21 protein-coding genes are annotated in these 22,424 nt (G+C 62.9%); 19 read left to right on the forward strand and 2 right to left on the reverse strand.

Annotated features, from left to right (window positions below; all coding sequences use genetic code 11):
• Positions 1-167: 167 nt before the first annotated feature.
• Genes bchF through hemA form a run of 14 tightly spaced genes read left to right on the forward strand, consistent with a single transcriptional unit; the run spans position 168 to position 15,368 of the window.
• Complete coding sequence (gene bchF, locus G6N82_RS11510) at positions 168-623, forward strand: 2-vinyl bacteriochlorophyllide hydratase (protein WP_241255085.1); 456 nt, start codon at positions 168-170, stop codon at positions 621-623.
• Entirely contained in the window at positions 620-1,900 is a 1,281-nt protein-coding gene (locus G6N82_RS11515) for a ferredoxin:protochlorophyllide reductase (ATP-dependent) subunit N (protein WP_165196587.1), read from the forward strand. The genes bchF and G6N82_RS11515 overlap by 4 nt, the downstream gene beginning before the upstream one ends.
• A gap of 2 nt (positions 1,901-1,902) precedes the next feature.
• Entirely contained in the window at positions 1,903-3,450 is a 1,548-nt protein-coding gene (gene bchB, locus G6N82_RS11520; protein WP_165196589.1) for a ferredoxin:protochlorophyllide reductase (ATP-dependent) subunit B, read from the forward strand.
• On the forward strand, positions 3,440-7,027 hold the full coding sequence (locus G6N82_RS11525; protein ID WP_165196591.1) for a magnesium chelatase subunit H: 3,588 nt from the start codon (positions 3,440-3,442) through the stop codon (positions 7,025-7,027). The genes bchB and G6N82_RS11525 overlap by 11 nt, the downstream gene beginning before the upstream one ends.
• Positions 7,028-7,063: 36 nt before the next feature.
• Entirely contained in the window at positions 7,064-7,933 is an 870-nt protein-coding gene (bchL, locus tag G6N82_RS11530) for a ferredoxin:protochlorophyllide reductase (ATP-dependent) iron-sulfur ATP-binding protein (protein ID WP_165198205.1), read from the forward strand.
• Positions 7,933-8,634 (forward strand): magnesium protoporphyrin IX methyltransferase, encoded by a 702-nt coding sequence (bchM, locus tag G6N82_RS11535; RefSeq protein ID WP_165198207.1) that lies wholly within the window; start codon positions 7,933-7,935, stop codon positions 8,632-8,634. Before bchL ends, bchM begins: the two co-directional genes overlap by 1 nt.
• Complete coding sequence (locus G6N82_RS11540) at positions 8,634-10,103, forward strand: BCD family MFS transporter (RefSeq protein ID WP_165196593.1); 1,470 nt, start codon at positions 8,634-8,636, stop codon at positions 10,101-10,103. The genes bchM and G6N82_RS11540 overlap by 1 nt, the downstream gene beginning before the upstream one ends.
• The gene (gene puhA, locus G6N82_RS11545; RefSeq protein ID WP_165196595.1) at positions 10,085-10,855 is read left to right on the forward strand and encodes a photosynthetic reaction center subunit H; all 771 of its coding nucleotides are present in this window, start codon (positions 10,085-10,087) and stop codon (positions 10,853-10,855) included. The genes G6N82_RS11540 and puhA overlap by 19 nt, the downstream gene beginning before the upstream one ends.
• Positions 10,852-11,460, forward strand: a complete 609-nt coding sequence (puhB, locus tag G6N82_RS11550; RefSeq protein ID WP_165196597.1) for a photosynthetic complex putative assembly protein PuhB — start codon at positions 10,852-10,854, stop codon at positions 11,458-11,460. The genes puhA and puhB overlap by 4 nt, the downstream gene beginning before the upstream one ends.
• On the forward strand, positions 11,457-11,963 hold the full coding sequence (puhC, locus tag G6N82_RS11555) for a photosynthetic complex assembly protein PuhC (protein ID WP_165196599.1): 507 nt from the start codon (positions 11,457-11,459) through the stop codon (positions 11,961-11,963). The genes puhB and puhC overlap by 4 nt, the downstream gene beginning before the upstream one ends.
• A complete protein-coding gene (locus G6N82_RS11560) occupies positions 11,960-12,247 on the forward strand; it encodes a hypothetical protein (RefSeq protein ID WP_165196601.1) in 288 nt (95 codons plus the stop codon). Before puhC ends, G6N82_RS11560 begins: the two co-directional genes overlap by 4 nt.
• The gene (acsF, locus tag G6N82_RS11565) at positions 12,244-13,332 is read left to right on the forward strand and encodes a magnesium-protoporphyrin IX monomethyl ester (oxidative) cyclase (protein ID WP_241255086.1); all 1,089 of its coding nucleotides are present in this window, start codon (positions 12,244-12,246) and stop codon (positions 13,330-13,332) included. The genes G6N82_RS11560 and acsF overlap by 4 nt, the downstream gene beginning before the upstream one ends.
• On the forward strand, positions 13,326-14,144 hold the full coding sequence (puhE, locus tag G6N82_RS11570) for a putative photosynthetic complex assembly protein PuhE (RefSeq protein ID WP_165196603.1): 819 nt from the start codon (positions 13,326-13,328) through the stop codon (positions 14,142-14,144). The genes acsF and puhE overlap by 7 nt, the downstream gene beginning before the upstream one ends.
• 3 nt (positions 14,145-14,147) lie before the next feature.
• The gene (gene hemA, locus G6N82_RS11575; protein WP_165196605.1) at positions 14,148-15,368 is read left to right on the forward strand and encodes a 5-aminolevulinate synthase; all 1,221 of its coding nucleotides are present in this window, start codon (positions 14,148-14,150) and stop codon (positions 15,366-15,368) included.
• 69 nt (positions 15,369-15,437) lie between these two features.
• Here the strand turns inward: hemA and G6N82_RS11580 are convergent, their stop codons facing one another.
• Together G6N82_RS11580 and G6N82_RS11585 are read right to left on the reverse strand one after the other, a co-directional pair.
• Positions 15,438-15,941: a cytochrome c family protein gene (locus G6N82_RS11580; RefSeq protein ID WP_165196607.1), complete on the reverse strand. Its 504-nt coding sequence runs from the start codon at positions 15,939-15,941 to the stop codon at positions 15,438-15,440.
• Positions 15,942-16,470: 529 nt separating this feature from the next.
• Positions 16,471-17,370 carry a LysR family transcriptional regulator gene (locus G6N82_RS11585; protein WP_165196609.1) on the reverse strand — a complete coding sequence of 300 codons (900 nt, stop codon included), beginning with the start codon at positions 17,368-17,370 and terminating at the stop codon, positions 16,471-16,473.
• Between the two features lie 92 nt (positions 17,371-17,462).
• On the opposite strand from G6N82_RS11585, the gene G6N82_RS11590 reads away from it, so the two are divergent.
• From G6N82_RS11590 to mmsB, 5 genes are read left to right on the forward strand one after another with little or no spacing between them, the layout of a single operon-like run.
• Complete coding sequence (locus G6N82_RS11590; protein ID WP_165196611.1) at positions 17,463-18,959, forward strand: CoA-acylating methylmalonate-semialdehyde dehydrogenase; 1,497 nt, start codon at positions 17,463-17,465, stop codon at positions 18,957-18,959.
• Between the two features lie 6 nt (positions 18,960-18,965).
• On the forward strand, positions 18,966-19,673 hold the full coding sequence (locus tag G6N82_RS11595; RefSeq protein WP_165196613.1) for a CoA transferase subunit A: 708 nt from the start codon (positions 18,966-18,968) through the stop codon (positions 19,671-19,673).
• Positions 19,673-20,308 (forward strand): CoA transferase subunit B, encoded by a 636-nt coding sequence (locus tag G6N82_RS11600; RefSeq protein WP_165196615.1) that lies wholly within the window; start codon positions 19,673-19,675, stop codon positions 20,306-20,308. The genes G6N82_RS11595 and G6N82_RS11600 overlap by 1 nt, the downstream gene beginning before the upstream one ends.
• Positions 20,305-21,453 (forward strand): acyl-CoA dehydrogenase family protein, encoded by a 1,149-nt coding sequence (locus tag G6N82_RS11605; protein WP_165196617.1) that lies wholly within the window; start codon positions 20,305-20,307, stop codon positions 21,451-21,453. Before G6N82_RS11600 ends, G6N82_RS11605 begins: the two co-directional genes overlap by 4 nt.
• A 22-nt stretch (positions 21,454-21,475) precedes the next feature.
• Positions 21,476-22,342, forward strand: a complete 867-nt coding sequence (mmsB, locus tag G6N82_RS11610; RefSeq protein ID WP_165196619.1) for a 3-hydroxyisobutyrate dehydrogenase — start codon at positions 21,476-21,478, stop codon at positions 22,340-22,342.
• Positions 22,343-22,424 lie beyond the last annotated feature (82 nt).

The raw sequence follows: 22,424 nt of genomic DNA on the forward strand, positions 1-22,424 counted from the left end.
CAATAATTCTTGTCGTCAAGACAGATTGACACTTGGGTGCGTCAAGGCGTAGTCTCCCTTCTGATCCAGCAGAGGCAGAAGACTTTGCACGTAAGAGGGGAAGCATTCGGCTCTCATACCGCTCAAGATACTGGCGGAATTGGGAAAAGGCAGTGGCGCTCTACACAGTGGAAGAGCGCCGGCGGCGGGACGAATCCGGCTGGACTCTGGTGCAAGGCGTGCTGGCGCCCATCCAGTTTATGGTTTTTCTGGCGAGTCTGGGGCTTGTCGTCCGATTCCTCCTGACAGGCGAAGGCGCCTTTTCGGCCGATCTGTCAGTCGTTGTGAAAACTTTCGTGCTTTACACGATCATGATCACCGGCTCGATCTGGGAGAAGGTCGTGTTCGGCAAGTGGCTGTTTGCACGTCCCTTTTTCTGGGAGGACGTGTTTTCAATGCTCGTGCTGGCATTGCACACCGCCTATCTTGCCATGCTGTTCGGCGGGCTTGGCAGCGTGCAAGAGCGGATGCTGGTGGCCCTGGCCGCTTATGCCGCCTATCTCATCAACGCTGCGCAGTTCCTGTTCAAACTGCGCGCCGCGCGACTCGAAGCGGCCAGGCCTGCACTGGCGGTGGCGGGATGAGTGGGCTTGCTCCTGCCAGCCAGCCGCAGGGCGATTGCGCACCGGTGCTGCGTGAACGGGGCCAGCGCGAGGTTTTCTGCGGGCTGACCGGGATCATCTGGCTCCATCGCAAGATGCAAGACGCATTCTTTCTCGTCGTCGGCTCGCGCACCTGCGCCCATTTGCTGCAATCCGCTGCCGGGGTCATGATCTTTGCCGAGCCGCGCTTTGCCACGGCGATCATCGAAGAGCGCGACCTGGCCGGCATGGCCGACTGCCATGACGAGCTGGAGCGTGTGGTCGAGCGGTTGCTGGCACGGCGTCCAGAAATAAAGACATTGTTCCTGGTCGGCTCGTGCCCGTCCGAAGTGATCAAGCTCGATCTGGCCAAGGCTGCTCAAACGCTCGGCGCCCGCCATGCCGGGCAGGTACGCATCCTCAACTATTCGGGCAGCGGGATCGAAACGACTTTCACCCAGGGCGAGGATGCCTGCCTTGCCGCGCTGGTCCCGGAAATGCCCGCGTCGCAGCCCGATGCTGCGCCGGAACTGCTGCTGGTCGGCTCGCTGCCCGATATCGTCGAAGACCAGTTCCTGCGCCTCTTTGCAGAGCTGGGGATCGAGCGGGTTGGCGTGCTGCCCGCGCGCAAATCGGGCGAACTGCCCGCCGTTGGCACCAACACGCGATTCCTGTTGGCGCAGCCTTTCCTTGGCGAGACCGGCCTTGCGCTTGAGCGGCGCGGTGCTGTGCATCTGCCGGCGCTGTTTCCGTTCGGGGCGGAAGGGACCACCGCATGGCTCAAGGCTGCGGCCGATGCTTTCGGGATCGATGCGCTGCACTTCAACCGCGTGATCGCGCCGGGGCGGGAGCGAGCCAAGCGCGCGCTGGCGCCGCTGCGTGAGCGGCTCGATGGCAAGCGCATCTTCTTCATGCCGGATTCGCAGCTCGAAGTGCCGCTCGCGCGCTTCCTCGCCAGCGAGCTGGGCATGCAACCGCTCGAAGTGGGCACACCCTATCTCCACCGCACGCATCTGGCGCATGAGCTGCTGGCCCTGCCGTCTGACACGCGCCTCAGCGAAGGGCAGGATGTCGACCGCCAGCTTGACCGCGTGCGCGCCGAACAGCCTGACCTGACCGTGTGCGGGCTGGGGCTCGCCAATCCGCTCGAATCCGAAGGCCTTGCCACCAAGTGGGCGATCGAGCTGGTCTTTTCGCCGATCCATGGCTTCGAACAAGCCGCCGATCTTGCTGAACTCTTTGCGCGTCCGCTGCGGCGGCGCGACCTGCTGCAGGTGTAGCGGTGCAGCTAGCCGTCTGGACATACGAAGGCCCGCCCCATGTGGGGGCGATGCGGGTGGCGACCGCGATGAAGGGCATGCACTATGTGCTGCACGCGCCGCAGGGCGATACCTATGCCGATCTGCTGTTCACGATGATCGAACGGCGCGGCGCGCGCCCGCCAGTCACCTACACCACCTTCCAGGCGCGGGACCTCGGCACCGACACCGCCAATCTGTTCCAGCAGGCGGCGCGCGATGCGATCGAACGGTTCAAGCCGCAGGCGCTGATGGTGGGGGCTAGCTGCACGGCAGAGTTGATCCAGGACGATCCGGCTGGCCTCGCCGATGCGATGCGGCTCGATTGCCCGGTGATCCCGCTTGAACTGCCCAGCTACCAGCGCAAGGAGAACTGGGGCGCGGCGGAAAGCTTCTACCAGATCGTGCGCAAGCTGGCTGATCCAGCAACGAAACCGGCGCCGCGCGAAGGCCGCCGCCCATGCGCGAACCTGCTCGGCCCGACCGCGCTGGGTTTTCGCCATCGTGACGATGTGGTGGAGATCCGCAAGCTGCTCGATACGATGGGGATCGATGTGCATATGGTCGCGCCGCTCGGCGCTGCACCGGACGATATTCGCACTATCGGAGCGGCAGATTTCAATATCGTGCTCTATCCCGAGATCGGCGAGGAAGCGGCCCGCTGGCTCGAGCGCAATTTCGGCCAGAAAGCGGTCCGCACTGTGCCGATCGGAGTGGGCGCGACCCGCGATTTCATCCGTGAGGTGGCAGAGCTGGCCGGGGTCGATCCCGAACCGGCGCTGGCGGACACCAATTCGCGCATGCCGTGGTGGAGCCGCTCGGTCGATTCGACCTATCTGACCGGCAAACGCGTGTTCATCTTCGGCGATGCCACCCATGCCGTCGCCGCGGCGCGTATCGCGGCGGAAGAGCTGGGCTTCGAGGTGTGCGGCCTGGGCTGCTACAACCGCGAGTTTGCGCGCGATATTCGTGCCGCTGCGGCCAAATATGGCGTCGAACCACTGATCACCGACGATCACCTGGCAGTTGACGATGCGATTGCCGCGGCTGCGCCCGAACTGGTGCTGGGTACGCAGATGGAACGGCACATCGCCAAGCGGCTGGGCCTGCCCTGCGCAGTGATTTCCGCCCCGGTCCATGTGCAGGATTTCCCGGCACGCCATTCGCCCCAGATGGGCTTCGAAGGCGCCAATGTGATCTTCGACACCTGGGTCCATCCGCTGGTGATGGGCCTGGAAGAACATTTGCTCACAATGTTCCGCGACGATTTCGAGTTTTCGGACGAAGCCGGGCCTTCGCATCACGCGGCGCATGCGCCCAAATCGCAGGTCCCAACTTCTGCGCCCGAAGAAACTCCGGTTGCAGCAAACGAGGCGAACTGGACCGTCGAAGCCGAGCGCGAGCTGAAGAAAATACCGTTCTTCGTGCGCGGCAAGGCGCGCCGCAACACCGAACTGTTCGCCGCCGAGCAAGGCCGGGCCGAGATCGACCTCGAAACGCTTTACGATGCGAAGGCGCATTATGCACGGTAGAGCGCGCCCCAAGGTCCGCGTCGCGATCGTGACGCTGGATAACCACCTCAAGGGGGCGGTGGAGCGTGCCGGCGCCGAGTTGGCGCGCGACAATGTCGTGCTGAGCCTGCATGCCGCGTCCGACTGGGAGCGCGAGGACGGCGCCTATGAGCGCACGCTCGAAGCGATTGAGCAGGCTGACATCATCATCGCCACCATGCTGTTCCTCGATGACCATATCCGTATGGTGCTGCCCGCGCTGGAGGCGCGGCGCGAGAATTGCGACGCCATTCTGGGGCTGATGTCGGCGGGCGAGGTCGTGCGGCTGACACGGATGGGCGGCTATGACATGAACAAGCCGGCCAAGGGCATGCTCGCCATGCTCAAGAAGCTGCGCGGTTCGAAAAAGGCCGGGGCAAGTTCGGGCGCGGGGCAGATGAAGATCCTGCGCCGCTTGCCCAAGATCCTGCGTTTCATCCCCGGCACCGCGCAGGATGTGCGGGCCTATTTCCTCACCCTGCAATACTGGCTGGCGGGTTCGGACGAGAACGTTGCGGCGATGGTGCGCGGTTTGATCGATCGCTACGCCTCGGGTGACCGGCTGACCCGGCGCGGAATGACGCCGGCCGAGGCGCCGCTCGAATATCCCGAAGTTGGGGTTTATCACCCGCGAACCCAGCAGCGCATTTCCGAAAGCCTGCGGCTGCTGCCGCGCAAGCCCGGCAAGCAAGGCACGGTTGGCCTGCTGATGCTGCGCTCCTACCTTCTCGGCCGCGATGCCGGTCATTATGACGCGGCGATCGAAGCCTTCGAGGCAGCCGGGCTCAGGGTGATCCCCGCTTTTGCCAGCGGGCTCGATGCTCGCCCCGCAATCGAGAAGTTCTTCGTTGATCGAGACGGACGCCCGAGCGTCGATGCGGTGGTCAACCTCACCGGCTTCTCGCTGGTCGGGGGGCCGGCCTATAATGACGCCGACGCAGCGATCGAGCTGCTGTCGCGGCTCGACCTGCCGTATGTTGCGGCGCATGCCCTGGAATTCCAGAGCGTCGAGGAATGGCGCGGTCGGCACCAGGGGCTGATGCCGCTGGAAGCGACCATGATGGTGGCGATCCCCGAGCTCGACGGAGCGATCATACCGAGCGTCTATGGCGGGCGTTCGGGCGCGGGCGGGGAGACTTGCACCGGTTGCGAGCGCCATTGCCACAAGCCCGAAGCGGGCGCGCTGCAAGCGATGCAGGGCTGCCCAGAGCGGGCCGAGGCGCTGGCCGCCAAGGTGGTCAAGCTGATCGAGCTGCGCCGCAGCCAACGCGCCGAACGCAAACTGGCGGTGGTGCTGTTCAACTTTCCGCCCAATGCCGGGGCGACCGGCACAGCGGCGTTCCTTGCGGTGTTTGAATCGCTGCATGCCACTTTGCAGCGGCTCAGCGAAGAAGGTTATTCGGTTGATGTCCCCGAAAGCGTCGAGGTGCTGCGCGACGCGATCCTCAAGGGCAATGCCGAGCGGTTCGGCAGCGAGGCCAATGTCGCCGCGCGCATTGCAACCGACGATTACGTCCGGCGCGAACCGCATCTCGCCGAAATTGAACGCCAATGGGGCCCAGCACCCGGGCGCCAGCAGGCAGACGGCTCGGGCATCCAGGTACTGGGCGCGCAGTTCGGCAACGTCTTCGTCGGCGTACAACCGGCCTTCGGTTACGAGGGCGATCCGGTCCGCTTGCTGTTCGACGGCACGTTCACCCCCACGCATGCCTTTGCTGCCTTCTATCGCTGGATCCGGCAGGATTTCGGCGCACACGCCGTGCTGCATTTCGGCACCCATGGTGCGCTCGAATTCATGCCCGGCAAGCAGGTGGGCCTGTCGGGCGAATGCTGGCCCGAGCGGCTGATTGGGGACTTGCCCAATTTCTATCTCTATGCGGCCAACAACCCGTCAGAAGGGATCCTCGCCAAGCGACGTTCCGGCGCAACACTGGTGAGCTATCTCACCCCGCCACTGGCCAAGGCCGGGCTTTACAAGGGGCTGGGCGAACTGAAGGCGAGCCATGACCGCTGGCGGGCGATGGAAGAGGGTGAGGAACGCCGCGCGCTGGCCGCGCTGCTGGCCGAGCAGGCCGAGGATGTCGGACTGGATGGCGTGCCGCTCGAGGAACTTGCTGAGCGGCTCTATGAGCTTGAAAGCGCACTTATTCCCAATGGCTTGCACGTGCTGGGGCAGCGGCCATCGGAGATCGAGCGGAGCGATTGGCAGGCCTCGCTGGCCGAAGTCGATCCCGCAGCAGACACTGAAACATTTGCAATCCGCATCGATGCTTGCGACGAATTGGGGGGGCTGATCCACGCGCTTGACGCGGGCTATGTTCCACCAGCGCCCGGCGGCGATATCCTCGTCAACCCCGAGGTATTGCCGACCGGGCGCAACATTCACGGCTTCGACCCTTTCCGCATTCCCAGCCGCTTTGCCTGCGAACAGGGCGCGGCGCAGGCCGAACGGCTGCTCGCGCAGCATATCGAAAGCGGCGAGCCGTTCCCTGAAAGCCTGGCCATGGTTCTGTGGGGAACAGACAACCTCAAAAGCGAGGGTGTGCAAATCGGTCAGGCGCTGCGGCTGATCGGCGCGCGCCCGCGGCTGGATGGCTATGGCAAGCTGGCCGGGGCCGAACTGATCCCGCTCGAGGAACTGGGCCGGCCGCGGGTGGATGTGGTGATGACACTGTCAGGCATCTTCCGCGACCTGCTGCCGCTGCAAACGCGGATGCTGGCCGAAGCGGCACTGCTTGCGTCGCAAGCGGACGAGCCGCTGGAAATGAATTTCGTGCGCAAGCACAGCCTGGCACACCAGCAAGCACACCAGTGCGATTTCGAGGTCGCGTCGCTGCGTGTTTTCTCCAATGCCGAAGGCAGCTATGGCGCCAATGTCAACCAGCTGGTCGATGGCGGGGTGTGGACCGACCCGGACGAATTGGCCAACGCCTTCGAGACGCAGAAGGGCTATGCCTATGGCGTCAAGGGCGCGCCGGTGGCGCAGCGTGAAATCCTGCGCAGCGCGCTGGCCGAAGTCGAATTCTCCTATCAGAATCTCGAAAGCGTCGAAGTCGGCATCACCGACCTCGACCAGTATTTCGACGGGCTCGGCGGCATCAACCGTTCGATCACCCGCGCGCGGGGGAGCGAAGCGCCGGTCTATATCCTCGACGCGACCCATGGCCGGACCAAGGTGCGCACGCTGGCTGAGCAGATCGGCCATGAAACGCAGACCCGCACTCTCAATCCCAAATGGTTCGAAGGCATGCTCAAGCATGGCTATGAAGGCGTGCGCTCGATCGAAGGCCATGTGACCAACACGATGGGCTGGTCCGCGACCACCGGCCAGGTTGCGCCGTGGGTCTACCAGAAGATCAGCGAGACCTTCGTGCTCGACAAGGAGATGCGCGAGCGTCTCTCCAAACTCAACCCCAAGAGCTCTGCACGCGTTGCCAGCCGGCTGATCGAAGCCTGCGAACGGCAGCTGTGGGAACCCGACGATGCAACGCTCGCCGCGCTGCGCGAAGCCAGCAACGATCTTGAAGACCGGCTCGAAGGCGTGATCGCCGCCGAATGAGGATGATAATATGAACCTGCTCGACCCCAGAACCAAATTCAGCCCCCCGATGGCGAGGGCTCGGTGCAGGTCCAGCTTGACCCGCGCGACGCGATCAAGGGCGCGAAGGTCTTTGCGGTCTACGGCAAGGGCGGGATCGGCAAATCGACTACTTCGTCGAACCTTTCGGCCGCATTCTCCAAGCTTGGCCACCGCGTGCTGCAAATTGGCTGCGATCCCAAGCATGACAGCACCTTCACCCTCACCAAGAAGTTGATGCCGACGGTGATCGACGTGCTGGAAACGGTCGAATTCCACGCAGAGGAATTGCGCCCCGAAGACTATATGTTCGAAGGCTATAACGGTGTGATGTGCGTCGAGGCGGGCGGCCCGCCTGCGGGCACCGGTTGTGGCGGCTATGTCGTCGGGCAGACGGTGAAGCTGCTCAAGCAACACCACCTGCTCGAAGACACCGACGTGGTGATTTTCGACGTGCTGGGCGATGTGGTGTGCGGCGGGTTCGCCGCGCCCTTGCAACATGCCGAGCGCGCGCTGGTGGTGGCGGCGAACGACTTCGACAGCATCTTCGCGATGAACCGGATCGTCGCCGCGATTGGCGCCAAGGCCAAGAATTACGACGTGCGGCTGGCCGGCGTAATCGCCAATCGCTCGCGCGAGACCGACGAGATCGACCGTTTTAGCGATGCGATCGGGATGAAGCGGCTGGCACATTTCCAGGATCTCGACGCGATCCGCCGCAGCCGCTTAAAGAAATGCACGCTGTTCGAAATGGAGGACAGTCCGGAAGTGACCGCCGCGCAGCAGGAATATCTGCGGTTGGCGCAATTGCTGTGGGACGGGGTCGATCCGCTTGAAGCGAAGCCGATGAAGGATCGCGACATCTTCGATTTCCTGGGGTTCGAATGATGGCGACGCGCGCAACCTCCAATTACGATCTCCAGCGCGAGAAGCTCGCCGCCTATTTTGACGGCACTGCGCGCAAGGCCTGGATCGACCTGACCAGCGATGCGAAGGTCAGCGGTATCCGCGCCACCGTGCGTGCGGGGCGTGAACGGATGCGCGAGACGCTGCTCGACTGGTTGCCGCGAGACCTGCGCCGTACCCGCGTGCTCGACGCCGGATGCGGCACCGGCGCGCTGAGCGTGGCCGCTGCCTGCCGCGGCGCGGAAGTGACCGGGGTCGACGTTGCCGAAGGGTTGGTCGACATTGCACGCGAACGCACCCCCAGCTTCATCGGCCATGGCAGGATCGACTGGCACGCCGGCGACATGCTCGATCCCGCATTGGGCGAGTTCGCATATATCGTGGCAATGGACTCACTGATCCATTACCCGGCCGAAGACATTGTCGCGACGCTGGCCAGGCTTTCCGAGCGCTGCAGCGGTTCGATGGTCTTCACCTTCGCCCCGCACACCCGCGCGCTCGGCGCGATGCACAAGGTTGGCAAGTTCTTCCCGCGTTCGGACCGTTCCCCGGCCATTGTGCCGGTCGCCGAGGAGGATCTGCGACGGCGGCTCGGCAGCCTTTCCGGCTGGCGTATCGGGCGGACGGAACGGATTTCGAGCGGGTTCTACACTTCGCAGGCAATGGAGCTGGTGAGGCGCTGATGCGGAACGGCCAAACCCTTCTGGTGAACTGGAGCCGGGTGGCAGTCACCTGGCTGCCGTTTGCCGATGCGGCGAGCGCCGAACTTCCCTTGCCTCGCCTGCTGCGGCTGGCGCTGTTCCAGGTCAGCGTGGGTATGGCCACAGTGCTGCTCAATGGCACGCTCAACCGGGTGATGATCGTCGAGCTGGGTATTCCGGCCTGGCTGGTCGCGCTGCTGATTGCACTGCCGCTGCTGGTCGCGCCGATGCGGGTGCTGATGGGGCACCGTTCCGATACGCACCGCTCGGTGCTGGGATGGCGGCGTGTGCCCTACATCTGGATCGGCACTTTGATGCAGTTCGGCGGGCTGGCAATCATGCCTTTCGCCCTGCTGCTGATGAGCCGGCCCGACGATTTCACGCTTGGCCTAGGCGCCAGCATAGTGGCGTTCCTGTTGACCGGGGCGGGGCTGCACACCACGCAGACTGCAGGGCTGGCGCTGGCGACCGATCTGGCCCCGGCGGACAAGCGCCCGCGCGCGGTGGCGCTGCTTTACGTCATGCTGCTGGTCGGCATGATGCTTGCCGCGCTGTCGATGGGCGCGATCCTGCACGATTTCACGCCGACGCGGCTGGTCCAGGTGATCCAGGGCGCGGCGGTGCTCACCTTCCTCCTCAACCTTGTTGCACTGTGGAAACAGGAAGGTCGCAGCGAGGCGGTGATTTCCGCCACGACCGAACGCCCGCCGTTCGCGGAAATGTGGCGCGAATTCGTGGCGCGGCCCAACACCGCGCGGTTGCTGCTGGCGATCGGGCTGGGCACGGCTGCGTTCTCCATGCAGGACGCTCTGCTGGAGCCGTTCGGCGGCGAGATCCTGCACATGTCGGTTGGGGCGACGACCAGCCTGACCGGCGGCTGGGCCTTTGGCGCGCTGCTGGGCTTCATGCTGGCTGCGCGTGTGCTGGGGCGCGGCAGCAATCCGTTGCGGATGGCAGGCTTCGGCGCGGTGGCAGGAATCTCAGCCTTTGCGATGGTGATGTTCGCTGCCCCGCTCAATGCGCCGGGGCTGCTTTACACCGGCGCAATCGCGATCGGACTGGGCGTCGGGCTCTTTTCCGTTGGCACCATGGTCGCAGCGATGGCGCTCGCCCGCGAAGGCGCGGCCGGGCTGGCGCTGGGGGCCTGGGGCGCAGTGCAAGCAAGCTGCGCAGGGCTGGGCATCGCGCTTGGCGGGCTGATCCGCGATTTCACCACCGCCATTGCCCTGGCTGACGGGCTGGGCGCGACCCTGGCTGACCGTTCGACCGGCTACGGCCTGGTCTACGCCATCGAGATTCTCCTCCTGCTGGGCACGCTGGTCGTGCTCGGGCCGCTGGTCGGGCGCGACCGGTCAGGGGGAGTTAAGCGGCCATTCCGGCCGGTTCGGACTGCAAGAGTTTCCGACATGACAGCGCGCGAAAGGAAGTTGAGATGTTTCAAGGTGATATAGTGGGATCGATCGATGTCGCCCAAGTGGCGCTCTATCTGTTCTTCCTGTTCTTCCTGGGGTTGATATTCTGGCTGAGGCGGGAGGATCGGCGAGAGGGCTATCCGCTCGAAGACGAGATGACCGGTGCGGTCGAAACGCCCGGCGGCCCGCTTCACACGGCACCGACCAAGAGCTTCAAGCTCCCCTTCGGCAAGGGCACGGTAACGGCACCGACCAAGGGCCGCGAACCGGTGAAAATCGCCGCCAAGCGGTTCGAGAATTTCGGCGGCTCGCCCTATGTGCCGACTGGCAATCCCCTGAAGGACGGGGTTGGCCCGGCAGCCTATGCCGAACGTTCCAACTGGCCCGATCAGGATGCCCACGGCAATCCGCGGATCGTGCCGATGAAGAGCGCAGCGGGCTTTTCGGTCGCTTCCTTCATGTTCAGCCGCGATCCGGTTGGGATGAAGGTCACCGGCGCTGACGGCAAGGTTGCCGGCACCGTGTCCGACCTGTGGGTCGATCGTGCCGAAAGCATGGCCCGCTATCTCGAAATCGACACCGGCAGCGGAACAGTGCTCGCGCCGATGGCGATGGCCGTGGTTCACAAGAGCCATGTCGAGATCGATGCAATCAACGCAGCCGATTTCGCCGATGCACCTAAGGTGGCGACACCCGGCCAGGTCACCCGGCTCGAGGAAGACAAGATCTGCGGCTATTTCGGCGGCGGATACCTTTACGCCAATCGTGACCGGCAGGAGCCGATCATATGATGGAATACGAATCGGAGCCGATCCGCGGGCTGCCGGGCAATCTGCCCGAAGGCGAGCGGATCCTGTGGCAGGGCGCGCCTGACTGGCGCGTGTTTGTCCGCAGCGCGCTCTATGGGCGATGGATCGCAGGCTACTTCGCGCTGTTAGCCTTGTGGTCCATCGCCAATGGCGGTTTCGGCGGGGCGCTGGCAAGCGTGATCGCGGGTTTCGTGACCTATGGCCTTCTGGCGCTGTTCGCGAAGCTGGTGGCAAAGACGACGGTCTATACCATCACCAACCGCCGCGTGGTGCTGCGCATCGGCGTGGCGCTGAACAAATGCATCAACCTGCCCTTGAAGCTGGTCGGCAGTGCCGACTTGCGCGTGTTGGGCGGCGATCATGGGGACATCGCGCTGTGCCCCACGACGCCGCATGGCCTGGGTTATCTGATGCTGTGGCCGCATGCCCGCCCGTTCAAGTTCGGATTGCCGCAACCGATGCTTCGGGCGGTGCCCGATGCCGCGGGGGTGGCGCAAATCCTGGCCGATGCCTGCTCCGCCCTTGTACGGACCGAAGCTGGCGAACGCACACCGGCACGGGCCACGATGAAGGAAGCGACCGCATGAACCACGCCCATGCCCATAGCCATTCGCACGCCCACAGTCATGAAAACACAGTGCCGCGCCCGGCACTGGTCATGGCGGGGGCATTGGTTGGCCTTTCGCTCGTGCTGACCGGTGCGGTAAGCCAGGGCTTGCTCGATCGCGAAGCGGTGCCCGGTGTGGAACGGGCAGCAGCGGCGGTCGCGCCGGCGAAGTCGCGTGACTTGCGGTTCGCAGACGGGGCCGATGGCACGGTGCGGATCACCGACGCAGCCACAGGCGAACTGGTCAAGCTGGTTGAGCAGGAGACGCAGAGCGGCGGCTTTATCCGCGGTGTGCTGCGCGGGCTCGCGCGCGATCGCAAGATGCGCGGGGTCGGGGCCGAGCCACCTTTCACGCTGACTCTGTGGCAGGACGGATCGCTCTCGCTCAGTGACAGCGTCACCGGCCGCGAAGTCGAACTGGGCGGGTTTGGCGGTGACAACCGCGCGGTGTTCGTTGCGCTGCTTGACGGGGAGGGCGCATGATGGCGCGCAGCTTTGACATTCCCTGCCGGATCGCGGTCGAGCAAAGCGAAAACCACTTCCACGCGCATGTCGAACTTGCCGACGGCATCGAAATGGAACCGGGCGACAAGGTGCGCGTACATGGCGATCCCATTTCCATTCCATTCGGCCGGCGCGAGGTGTTCCACCGCACCGCGACCGTTACCAGAGCCGGGCCGCTCGAGCGCGCGCTAACGCGCCTCGCGGCCTATTTCGACCTCAAGGAACTTTACGAAGTCAGCTTCAACCCAGGGAGGATCAAATGAACGCGCCTGCCAAAATCGACGCTGCCCGGCACAATGGCATGATGACCAGCGAAGAAGCGATGGCCCTCGCCACGCAGGACACCGTGCTGACGCCGCGCTTCTACACCACCGATTTCGATGCGCTGGATGCGATCGATGTTTCGCTGGTGCGCGAGGAATGGGACCAGTTGATGGCGGACATGGTGAGCGATCCCAACAAGACGCACTTTCGCCACAAGAACGATTTTGCCGGCATCATCGAAGGGCTGGAGCCGGAACTGCGGGCGGAGTTCACCGATTTCCTGGTCAGCTCGATGACGTCGGAGTTTTCCGGCTGCGTACTCTATGCAGAGATTGCCCGTCGCACCAAGAACCCGGACGTAAAGCTGCTGTTCAAGCTACTCGCGCGCGACGAAAGCCGCCATGCCGGCTTCATCAACGAAAGCCTAAAGGATGCCGGGATCGGGGTCGATCTGGGTTTTCTGACCAAGACCAAGAAGTATACCCATTTCAAGCCGAAGTTCATCTTCTACGCTGTCTATCTGTCGGAGAAGATCGGCTATTCGCGTTATATTGCGATCTATCGGCATTTGGCTGCGAACCCGCAGAACAAGTTCCACCCGATCTTCGACTGGTTCGAGGAATGGTGCAACGACGAGTTCCGCCACGGCGAGGCCTTCGCGATGCTCATGCGGGCCGATCCCAAACTGCTGAAAGGCCACAACAAGCTGTGGATCCGCTTCTTCCTGCTTTCGGTCTACGCCACCATGTATGTGCGCGATCACAATCGGCCGGCCTTCCACAAGGCGCTGGGCGTCGATCCGACCGAATATGATTACCGGGTGTTTTCGATCTGCAATCAGATCTGTCGGCAGGTCTATCCGGTCGAGCTTGATATCGACAGCCCGAAATTCCGTGCTGCAATGGAGGCACTGCGTCAGGCAGCTCTGCGGATCGAGCAAGGCAAGGCGGAAGGCGGAATTGGCGGCTTTGCCAAGCGCGTGAGCGGAATGGCCGGTGCGGGGTTCAACTTTGCGCGGCTCTATTTCCATCGTGCCAAACCAAACACCCTGCCGCAATCGATCAGGCTGCAACCCGCGTGGTAAGCTGGCAGGGCCATATCCTGCCGGTACTTGTGACTGTGGCGATCTGGTTCCTGGCGACCGGGCTGATTGCCTGGCTCGACAACCGCCAACGCGAGACTTTCCCGCGCAGCCTGATGCTGGGTGCCGGGATCGGGCTGGCGGGGCTGGCGGCGATCCTCGCCGCGCTGCACTGGGTTTCGATCTGGGCGGTCTATCTCAGCTTCCTGGGCGCACTGATGGTATGGTCATGGCATGAGATCGCCTTCCTGACCGGTGCGGCTGCCGGCCCGCGGCGCGAGCCCTGCCCACCAGGCCTGCAAGGCTGGGCGCGCTTTTCGCACGCAAGCGCCACGGTTATTTATCATGAGATTGCGCTGGCGCTGACCGCGCTGATGCTGATCTCGCTCAGCTGGATGGCGCCCAACCAGATCGGTGCGATGACCTTTGCGCTGCTCTATGTGCTGCGGCTGTCGGCCAAGCTCAACATCTTTGCCGGTGTGCCCAATTCGGCGACCGATATACTTCCGGCGCACCTTTCATACCTGAAGAGCTACTATGGTCCCAAGCGGCTGGGGGCCGGCCTACTGATATCGATCGGCACCATCGCCGCATTTGCCGCCTGGCTCGGCACACTGGCAATGGCCGCGCCCGCGGGCAGCGCTGAGGCGGTAGGGGCCAGCCTGCTGTTCGCGCTCGCAGCGCTTGGCGCGCTTGAGCACATGTTTCTCGCCTTGCCGTTTCGTGACGGCGCCTTGTGGGGCTGGGCCCTACCAAAAACACGCGCTTCTGCAATTGCCGCAGCGCCCAAACTGATGTTGGAAGAGGAAAGTTAAGCCATGGATTTCGATGCCTTTTTCAAGGAGCAGCTTGATGAAATCCGGGAGGACGGGCGCTACCGCGTGTTCACCGATATCAAGCGCCACCGTGGCTCATTCCCGCACGCCACGCGCTTCATTGAAGACGAGACACAGCAAGTCACCGTGTGGTGCTCCAACGATTATCTCGGCATGGGCCAGCACCCGGTGGTGCTGGAGGCCATGCATGAAGTGCTCGACGAATGCGGCGCCGGCGCTGGCGGCACGCGCAATATCTCTGGCACCAATCATCACCATGTCCTGCTGGAGCGCGAACTTGCCGATCTGCATGGCAAGGAATCCGCACTGCTGTTCACCTCGGGCTATGTCTCGAACTGGGCGGGGCTCGGCACGCTGGCGTCGAAGATTCCGGGCTGCGTCGTGTTCTCGGACGCACTCAACCACGCCTCTATGATCGAGGGCATTCGGCACAGTCGGGCCGAATACAAGATCTGGAGGCATAACGATCCCGAAGATCTCGATCGGCATTTGTCAGCTTTCGGGCCGGACGTGCCCAAGCTGGTTGCCTTTGAAAGCGTCTATTCGATGGACGGCGACATTGCCCCGATCGCGGAGATCCTCGACGTATGCGAGGCGCATGGCGCGATGAGCTATATCGACGAGGTGCATGCGGTTGGTCTCTATGGCCCGCGGGGCGGCGGCGTTGCCGAACGCGAAGGGCTGATGGACCGGATTACCGTGATCGAGGGCACACTGGGCAAGGCCTTCGGCGTGATGGGCGGCTATATCGCTGCTTCGACCGATCTCGTCGATTTCGTGCGCAGCTTCGCCAGCGGCTTCATCTTCTCGACGGCGCTGCCACCGGCAGTCGCGGCGGGCGCGGCGGCCAGCATCCGGCACCTGAAGGAGAGCGAGGTCGAACGCGAGATGCAACGCGACCGCGTGGCGACCGTGCGTCGCCAGCTCGACATGCTGGGCATCCCGCACCTGCCCAATCCCAGCCATATCATCCCGGTGATGGTGGGCGATGCCAAGAAGTGCAAGATGATCAGCGACTGGCTGATGGACAACCACGGCATCTATGTGCAGCCGATCAACTATCCCACGGTGCCGGTTGGCACCGAACGTTTGCGGCTAACCCCGTCGCCGGTCCATTCGGACGGGGATATCGACCGTCTGATCAAAGCGCTGAGCGACATCTGGTCGCAATGTGAACTGGCGCGCGGATCGATGGCCGCCTGATCCTGAAGTGCCAAAAAAGAAAAGGCGCGCCCGCGAGGACGCGCCCATTCTGGTTTGTCACGCGCTTGCTTATTTGGTTTGCAGATAAGCAATCACGTTCGCGCGGTCCTGGCCGTTCTTCAGGCCAGCAAAGGCCATACGGGTGCCAGGGATCACGCGCTGCGGGTTTTCCAGATACTGGAACATTTTTTCTGGCGTCCAGGTGATGCCGCTGTTCTTGTTGGCGTCGGTATAGTTGAAGCCTTCGACAGTGCCAGCTGCGCGGCCGATGATACCTGCCAGCGACGGACCAACGCGGTTCACGCCCGGCTCGACGACGTGGCATGAAGCGCACTGCATGAACACCTTCTCGCCAGCGGCAGCGTCACCGGTGAAATCAGCCAGTGTAGTACCGTCAACGGTTGCAACATCGTCGGCAGCGGGGGCTGCCGGTGCTGCTTCTTCGGTTGCCGGAGCAGCCTCTGCTGCCGGCTCGGTTGTTTCGGTTGCTGCAGGCTCGCTCTCACCACCGCCGCAGGCTGCGACCAGTAGGGATGCGGCGACTACGCCGAGACCATAATTTGTCTTCCGCACGATACTCCCTTTCCTTCTATCTCTGTCAGGGCAGTTCCGCCCTAAACCGCCCAACGCGCAAGGTCTACAATTGTGCCATGCCTGCGCAAAATAGTTTTTGCTGGCTGGGTGGCGATTTCGAAGTGGGGATGGTGGGCGACGCAGTTCTGCGCGAACGCGTCTCAGTCGTTCATTTTCGCGTTTTAACGGGAATCTAACGGGAATTTTGCCTGTTTTTACCGGTTCTCTGGCAATCTACCGGGCCCAACCCCGCGCAGTTCTGCGGTTTTACAGGCCCAATTCCCGTGTCTCGCTTAACGGGAATGACGCGGTAGCTTTCGCGAACCCTAGAAGCGTTTGAGCCAGCGTGACTGGAACCGCACTCAGGCCAGCGGTCCCGAAGCCGACAAATTCATCTTTCAATTGCCAACCACGACTGAGCAGCCAGCTTTGCTTTCTATGAGAACGGCCTCTTCAAAACCGCGAGATATCTGAAGTCGCATAAGACTGCAGCCTGTCACTTTCGTACGATTAGCATGCATATCAGAACCTAATCGACTGGACTGAGTTGCTCTCTGCCATCCAGCACTGACTGCAGCAGCCATTCCTTTCCGGCCTTCACCTTGGCAAGGTTTTGCGTGTCGCGATGAGTGACAATCCAGAAGGTGCGCTCGATCGCCATTTCCGGGCAAACAGCTTCGAGGCCAAGCGACTTCTCGGCGATGAAGCACGGCAGGACCCCTATGCCTGCACCCTCTTCAACCAGACGAACCTGTGCATTTATGCTCGAAGAACGGATCTGCGCCTTCAGACCGGCCTCGAAATCGTCGAGGTAATTCAATTCAGGTGCGTAGAGCAGATCGGGGACATAGCTGATCAAAGTGTGGCCATGCTGCAGGTCGGCCGGCGCTCGTGGCCTCTGGTATTTTGCGAGGTAGGATTTGCTCGCATACAACTTCAGGCGATAATCTGACAGCTTGCGGCAGAGGACCGGGCCGGCTTTCGGGCGGGAGAGCATTACCGAGATATCCGCTTCGCGGCGAGACGGGCTCAGAAAACCGCTATTGGCCACCAGTTCGATAGTCAGCGCCGGATGGGCACCGGCAAATTTCCCGAGATAGGACGTGAGGAATTGGCTCCCGAAGCCTTCTGAAACGCTAATTCGCAAAGTGCCGCTCAAACCAGAGTGGGACACTGCGGTATCGTCGATGAGCCTTGCGAGTTCCGCCATCCCCTCTGCCTTGGTCAGCAACAATTCCCCGGCCTCGGTCAGTACCTGCCCCTCTCGCGTGCGTTCAAACAAAGTAACTTCAAGCCGTTGCTCGAGGCGTTTGAGACGCCGGCCCAGGGTTGTCGGATCGAGTTTCATTGTTTGCGCTGCACGGCCGATCTGCCCCGCATGAGCGACTGCAAGGAATACTCTGACATCGTTCCAGTTAAGATCATGCATAATTGCAGCTCATAGCTGCATTCTTCTCTCTTGTCTGCATTTGTGCTTCTCTGCATCAAACTGCCAGATTGCAATCATTCAAGGACATTCCGATGCGCCAGATTGATCATTTCATCGTTGGTGGGGCTGGCGTTGCTTCGGCTCGCAAGCACCAGGTGTGGAACCCGTCGACGGGCGAAGTGCAGGCGGAAGTGGTGTTGGGCGATGCGGCCCTGCTTGAAGAGGCGATGGCCACCGCGCGCAAGGTGCAGCCGGAATGGGCCGCCACCAATCCCCAGCGCCGCGCGCGGGTGATGTTCAGGTTCAAGGAACTGGTCGAGGCGAACAAGCAGGCGCTGGCCGAACTGCTGGCGAGCGAGCACGGCAAGGTCGTGGAAGACGCGCATGGCGATATCCAGCGCGGGCTGGAAGTGATCGAGTTCGCCTGCGGCATCCCGCATGCGCTGAAAGGCGAATATACACAGGGCGCAGGCCCCGGCATCGATGTCTATTCGATGCGCCAGCCGCTGGGCATCGGCGCCGGCATCACGCCGTTCAACTTCCCGGCCATGATCCCGATGTGGATGTTCGGCATGGCGATCGCGGCGGGCAATGCCTTCATCCTCAAGCCTTCGGAGCGTGACCCCAGCGTGCCGGTGCGCCTCGCCGAACTCTTCGTCGAAGCAGGCGCGCCCGAAGGGCTGCTGCAGGTTGTCCATGGCGACAAGGAAATGGTCGATGCGATCCTCGACCATCCTGACATTGCCGCGATCAGCTTCGTGGGTTCGTCCGACATCGCGCAATACATTTACTCGCGCGGCACGGCCAATGCGAAGCGCGTGCAGGCCTTTGGCGGGGCCAAGAACCACGGCATCGTGATGCCCGACGCCGATCTCGACCAGGTGGTGAATGACCTGGCTGGCGCGGCCTTCGGCTCTGCGGGCGAGCGCTGCATGGCGCTGCCGGTGGTGGTGCCGGTGGGCGAGGATACCGCGAACAAGCTGCGCGAGAAGCTGATCCCGGCGATCAATGCACTGCGCGTCGGCGTCTCGACCGATCCCGACGCCCACTACGGCCCGGTCGTCACGCCCGAGCACAAGGCACGGGTCGAGCAGTGGATCACCACTGCCGAGGAAGAGGGCGGCGAGATCGTGATCGACGGGCGCGGCTTCAGCCTGCAGGGTTACGAGAAAGGCTTCTTCATCGGCCCGACGCTGATCGACCGTGTCACCCCGCAGATGAAAAGCTATCAGGAAGAGATCTTCGGCCCCGTGCTGCAGATCGTCCGCGCGAAGGACTTCGAGGACGCGCTGCGCCTTCCCAGCGAGCACCAGTACGGCAACGGTGTCGCGATCTTCACCCGCAACGGCCATGCCGCGCGCGAGTTCGCATCCCGCGTCAATGTCGGCATGGTCGGCATCAACGTGCCGATCCCGGTGCCGGTGGCCTATCACAGCTTTGGCGGATGGAAGCGCAGCGGCTTCGGCGACATCGACCAATACGGCATGGAAGGCCTGCGCTTCTGGACCAGGACCAAGAAGGTCACCCAGCGCTGGCCCGATGGCGGCGGCGACGGCAGCAACGCTTTCATCATCCCCACGATGGGCTAAGAAATCATGCAAAAGCTTTACCCCGATGCCGCCGCCGCGCTTGACGGCCTGCTGCGCGACGACATGCTGATTGCCAGCGGCGGTTTTGGCCTGTGCGGCATCCCTGAGCGGCTGCTGGTTGCGATCCGCGACAGCGGGGTGAAGGGCCTGACCTTCGCCAGCAACAATGCTGGGATCGACAACGAGGGGATCGGCATGTTGCTGCGCACGCGGCAGGTGAAGAAGATGATCTCCTCCTATGTCGGCGAGAACAAGGAATTCGAGCGGCAATTCCTGTCGGGCGAGCTGGAGGTCGAGTTCTGCCCGCAAGGCACGCTCGCCGAACGCATGCGTGCTGGCGGCGCGGGCATTCCCGGCTTCTACACCAAGACCGGTGTCGGCACCCAGGTCGCCGAAGGCAAGGAAGTGAAGCAGTTCAACGGCGAGGATTATATCCTCGAGCACGGCATCTTCGCCGATTTGTCGATCGTGAAGGCGTGGAAGGCGGACGAAACCGGCAATGTCGTGTTCCGCAAGACAGCGCGTAATTTCAACGTGCCGGCTGCCACTTGCGGCAAGGTCTGTGTGGTCGAGGTGGAGGAAGTGGTGCCCGCCGGATCGCTCGATCCCGACTGTATTCACCTGCCCGGCGTTTATGTGAACCGGATGATCGTGGGTGCGCCGTACGACAAGAAGATCGAGTTCAGAACGGTCCGTGAAAGGGAGATCGCATAATGCCCTGGGATCGCAACCAGATGGCCGCGCGCGCGGCGCAGGAACTGCAGGACGGCTATTACGTCAACCTGGGCATCGGCATTCCCACGCTGGTCGCCAACCATATCCCGGCCGGCATGCAGGTGACGCTGCAGAGCGAGAACGGCATGCTGGGGATCGGGCCATTCCCCTATGACGACGAGGTTGATCCCGACCTGATCAATGCTGGCAAGCAAACCATCAGCGAGCTGCCGCACAGCGCCTATTTCGACAGCGCGCAAAGCTTTGCGATGATCCGCGGCGGGCATATCGACCTGACCGTGCTGGGCGCGATGGAAGTGGCCGAGAACGGCGACATCGCCAACTGGATGATCCCGGGCAAGATGATCAAGGGAATGGGCGGTGCGATGGACCTCGTCGCGGGAGTCAAGAAGATCATCGTGGTGATGGACCACAACGCCAAGGACGGCAGCCCCAAGTTCATCCCCGAATGCACCCTGCCGCTGACGGGGAAGAACGTGGTCGACATGATCGTGACTGACCTCGGCGTGTTCCACCGCCCCGACCATTCCAGCCCGTTCCGCCTGATCGAACTGGCACCCGGCGTAACCGCCGAGGAAATCGCCGCCAAGACGACGGCGCACTTTACGCCATGACTGACCAGTTCCAGCTTACCGACGATCAGCTCGCCATCCAGGAGATGGCGCAGCGCTTCACCGCCGACAACATCACGCCTTATGCTGCTGAATGGGACGAGAAGCACCATTTCCCGCGCGACGTGATCAGGCAGACCGCCGAGCTCGGTTTTGGCGCGATCTACGTGTCCGAGGAATCGGGCGGGATCGGCCTGGGCCGGCTCGAAGCCGCGCTGATCATGGAAGCGATGGCCTATGGCTGCCCCGCCACCAGCGCCTTCATCTCGATCCACAACATGGCCGCGTGGATGATCGACTGCTTCGGCGGGGCAGAGGTGAAGGCGAAGTACCTGCCCGATCTCATCACCATGGATAAGATCGCCAGCTATTGCCTGACTGAACCCGGTTCCGGTTCGGACGCGGCCGCACTCAAAACAACGGCCCGGCTGGATGGCGACCATTACGTGCTCAATGGCACCAAGCAGTTCATCTCCGGCGGCGGCGTGAATGACGTCTATGTCACCATGGTGCGCACCGGCGATCACAAGTCCAAGGGCATAACCTGCCTTGTCGTGGACAAGGACACGCCAGGGGTCAGCTTCGGCGCGCCCGAGAAGAAGCTCGGCTGGAACGCCAGCCCCACAGCGCAGGTGATCTTCGAGGATGCGCGGGTACCGGTGGAGAACCGCGTCGGCGCCGAGGGGGAAGGTTTCCGCTTCGCCATGGCCGGGCTCGACGGCGGTCGCCTCAACATCGGGGCCTGTTCACTGGGCGGGGCGCAGCGTTGCCTCGACGAAGCGATCAAATACACCAAGGAACGCCAGCAGTTCGGCCAGCCGATCGCCGATTTCCAGAACACCCAGTTCATGCTGGCCGATATGGCGACCGAGCTTGAGGCGGCGCGCGCGCTGCTTTACCTCGCGGCGTGCAAGGTCACGGCCAACGCGCCGGACAAGTCGCGCTTTTCCGCCATGGCCAAGCGCCTTGCGACTGACAGCGGATCGAACGTGGTCAACAACGCGCTGCAGCTGTTCGGCGGCTATGGCTATCTCAGGGATTACCCGATCGAACGCTTCTGGCGCGATTTGCGCGTGCATTCGATCCTCGAAGGCACCAATCAGGTGATGCGGATGATCGTGGGACGGGACCTGTTGCGGCAGGGTTGAGGGTAATGAAAAAGGATCATTCATGAAGATCGCCTTTATCGGCCTCGGCAATATGGGCGGCGGGATGGCCGCGAACCTGGTGAAGGTGGGGCACACGGTGCGCGCGTTCGATCTGTCCGAGGATGCGCTGGCGCGCGCCAGGGAAGCCGGGTGCGAGACTTTCTCCAACATCCGCGATGCGGTGCGAGACGTGGAAGCGGTCGTCACCATGCTTCCCAACGGCGCCATCGTGAAGAGCGTCTACACCAATGACGTGATCGGCCACACACCGCATGCCGCAACCCTGATCGATTGTTCGACCATTGACGTCGCGACCGCGCGCGAAGTGGCCGATGCCGCGCACGCAGAGGGCTACAAGATGGTCGATGCGCCGGTTTCGGGCGGGATTGCCGCAGCCAATGCCGGCACGCTGACCTTTATGGTTGGCGGCGAAATCCACGCCTTTGAGGCGGCGGAGCCGATCCTGCAGGCGATGGGCAAGGCGGTGATCCACGCAGGGGGCATCGGTAACGGGCAGGCCGCCAAGATCTGCAACAACATGCTGCTGGCGATCCACATGATCGGCACCTGCGAGGCGTTCCAGATGGCGCAGAAGCTGGGGCTCAATGCGCAGACATTCTATGACATTTCCTCGGTCAGCTCGGGCCAGAACTGGTCGATGACCAGCTATTGCCCCGTGCCCGGGGTCGGGCCGACCACGCCGGCCGACAACGGCTACCAAGGCGGCTTTGCCACTGCGCTGATGCTGAAGGACCTCAAGCTGGCGATGGAAGCGGCCCAGGCATCGGGCGCTTCGACCCCGCTCGGGCGCCATGCGGAAGAGCTTTACGACGCCTTCGCCAAGGAAAACGGCGCGCTGGATTTCTCCGCGATCATCAAGACGCTGTGACAGGCCAACGCATCTTTTGGGCCAAAGAGCTTTCCGCAAGAACCGCAACGTGAGGGCGATTTTCCCTGTTGCATAAGTCAGC

The organism is Altererythrobacter sp. BO-6 (assembly GCF_011047315.1).
GTDB lineage: Bacteria > Pseudomonadota > Alphaproteobacteria > Sphingomonadales > Sphingomonadaceae > Erythrobacter.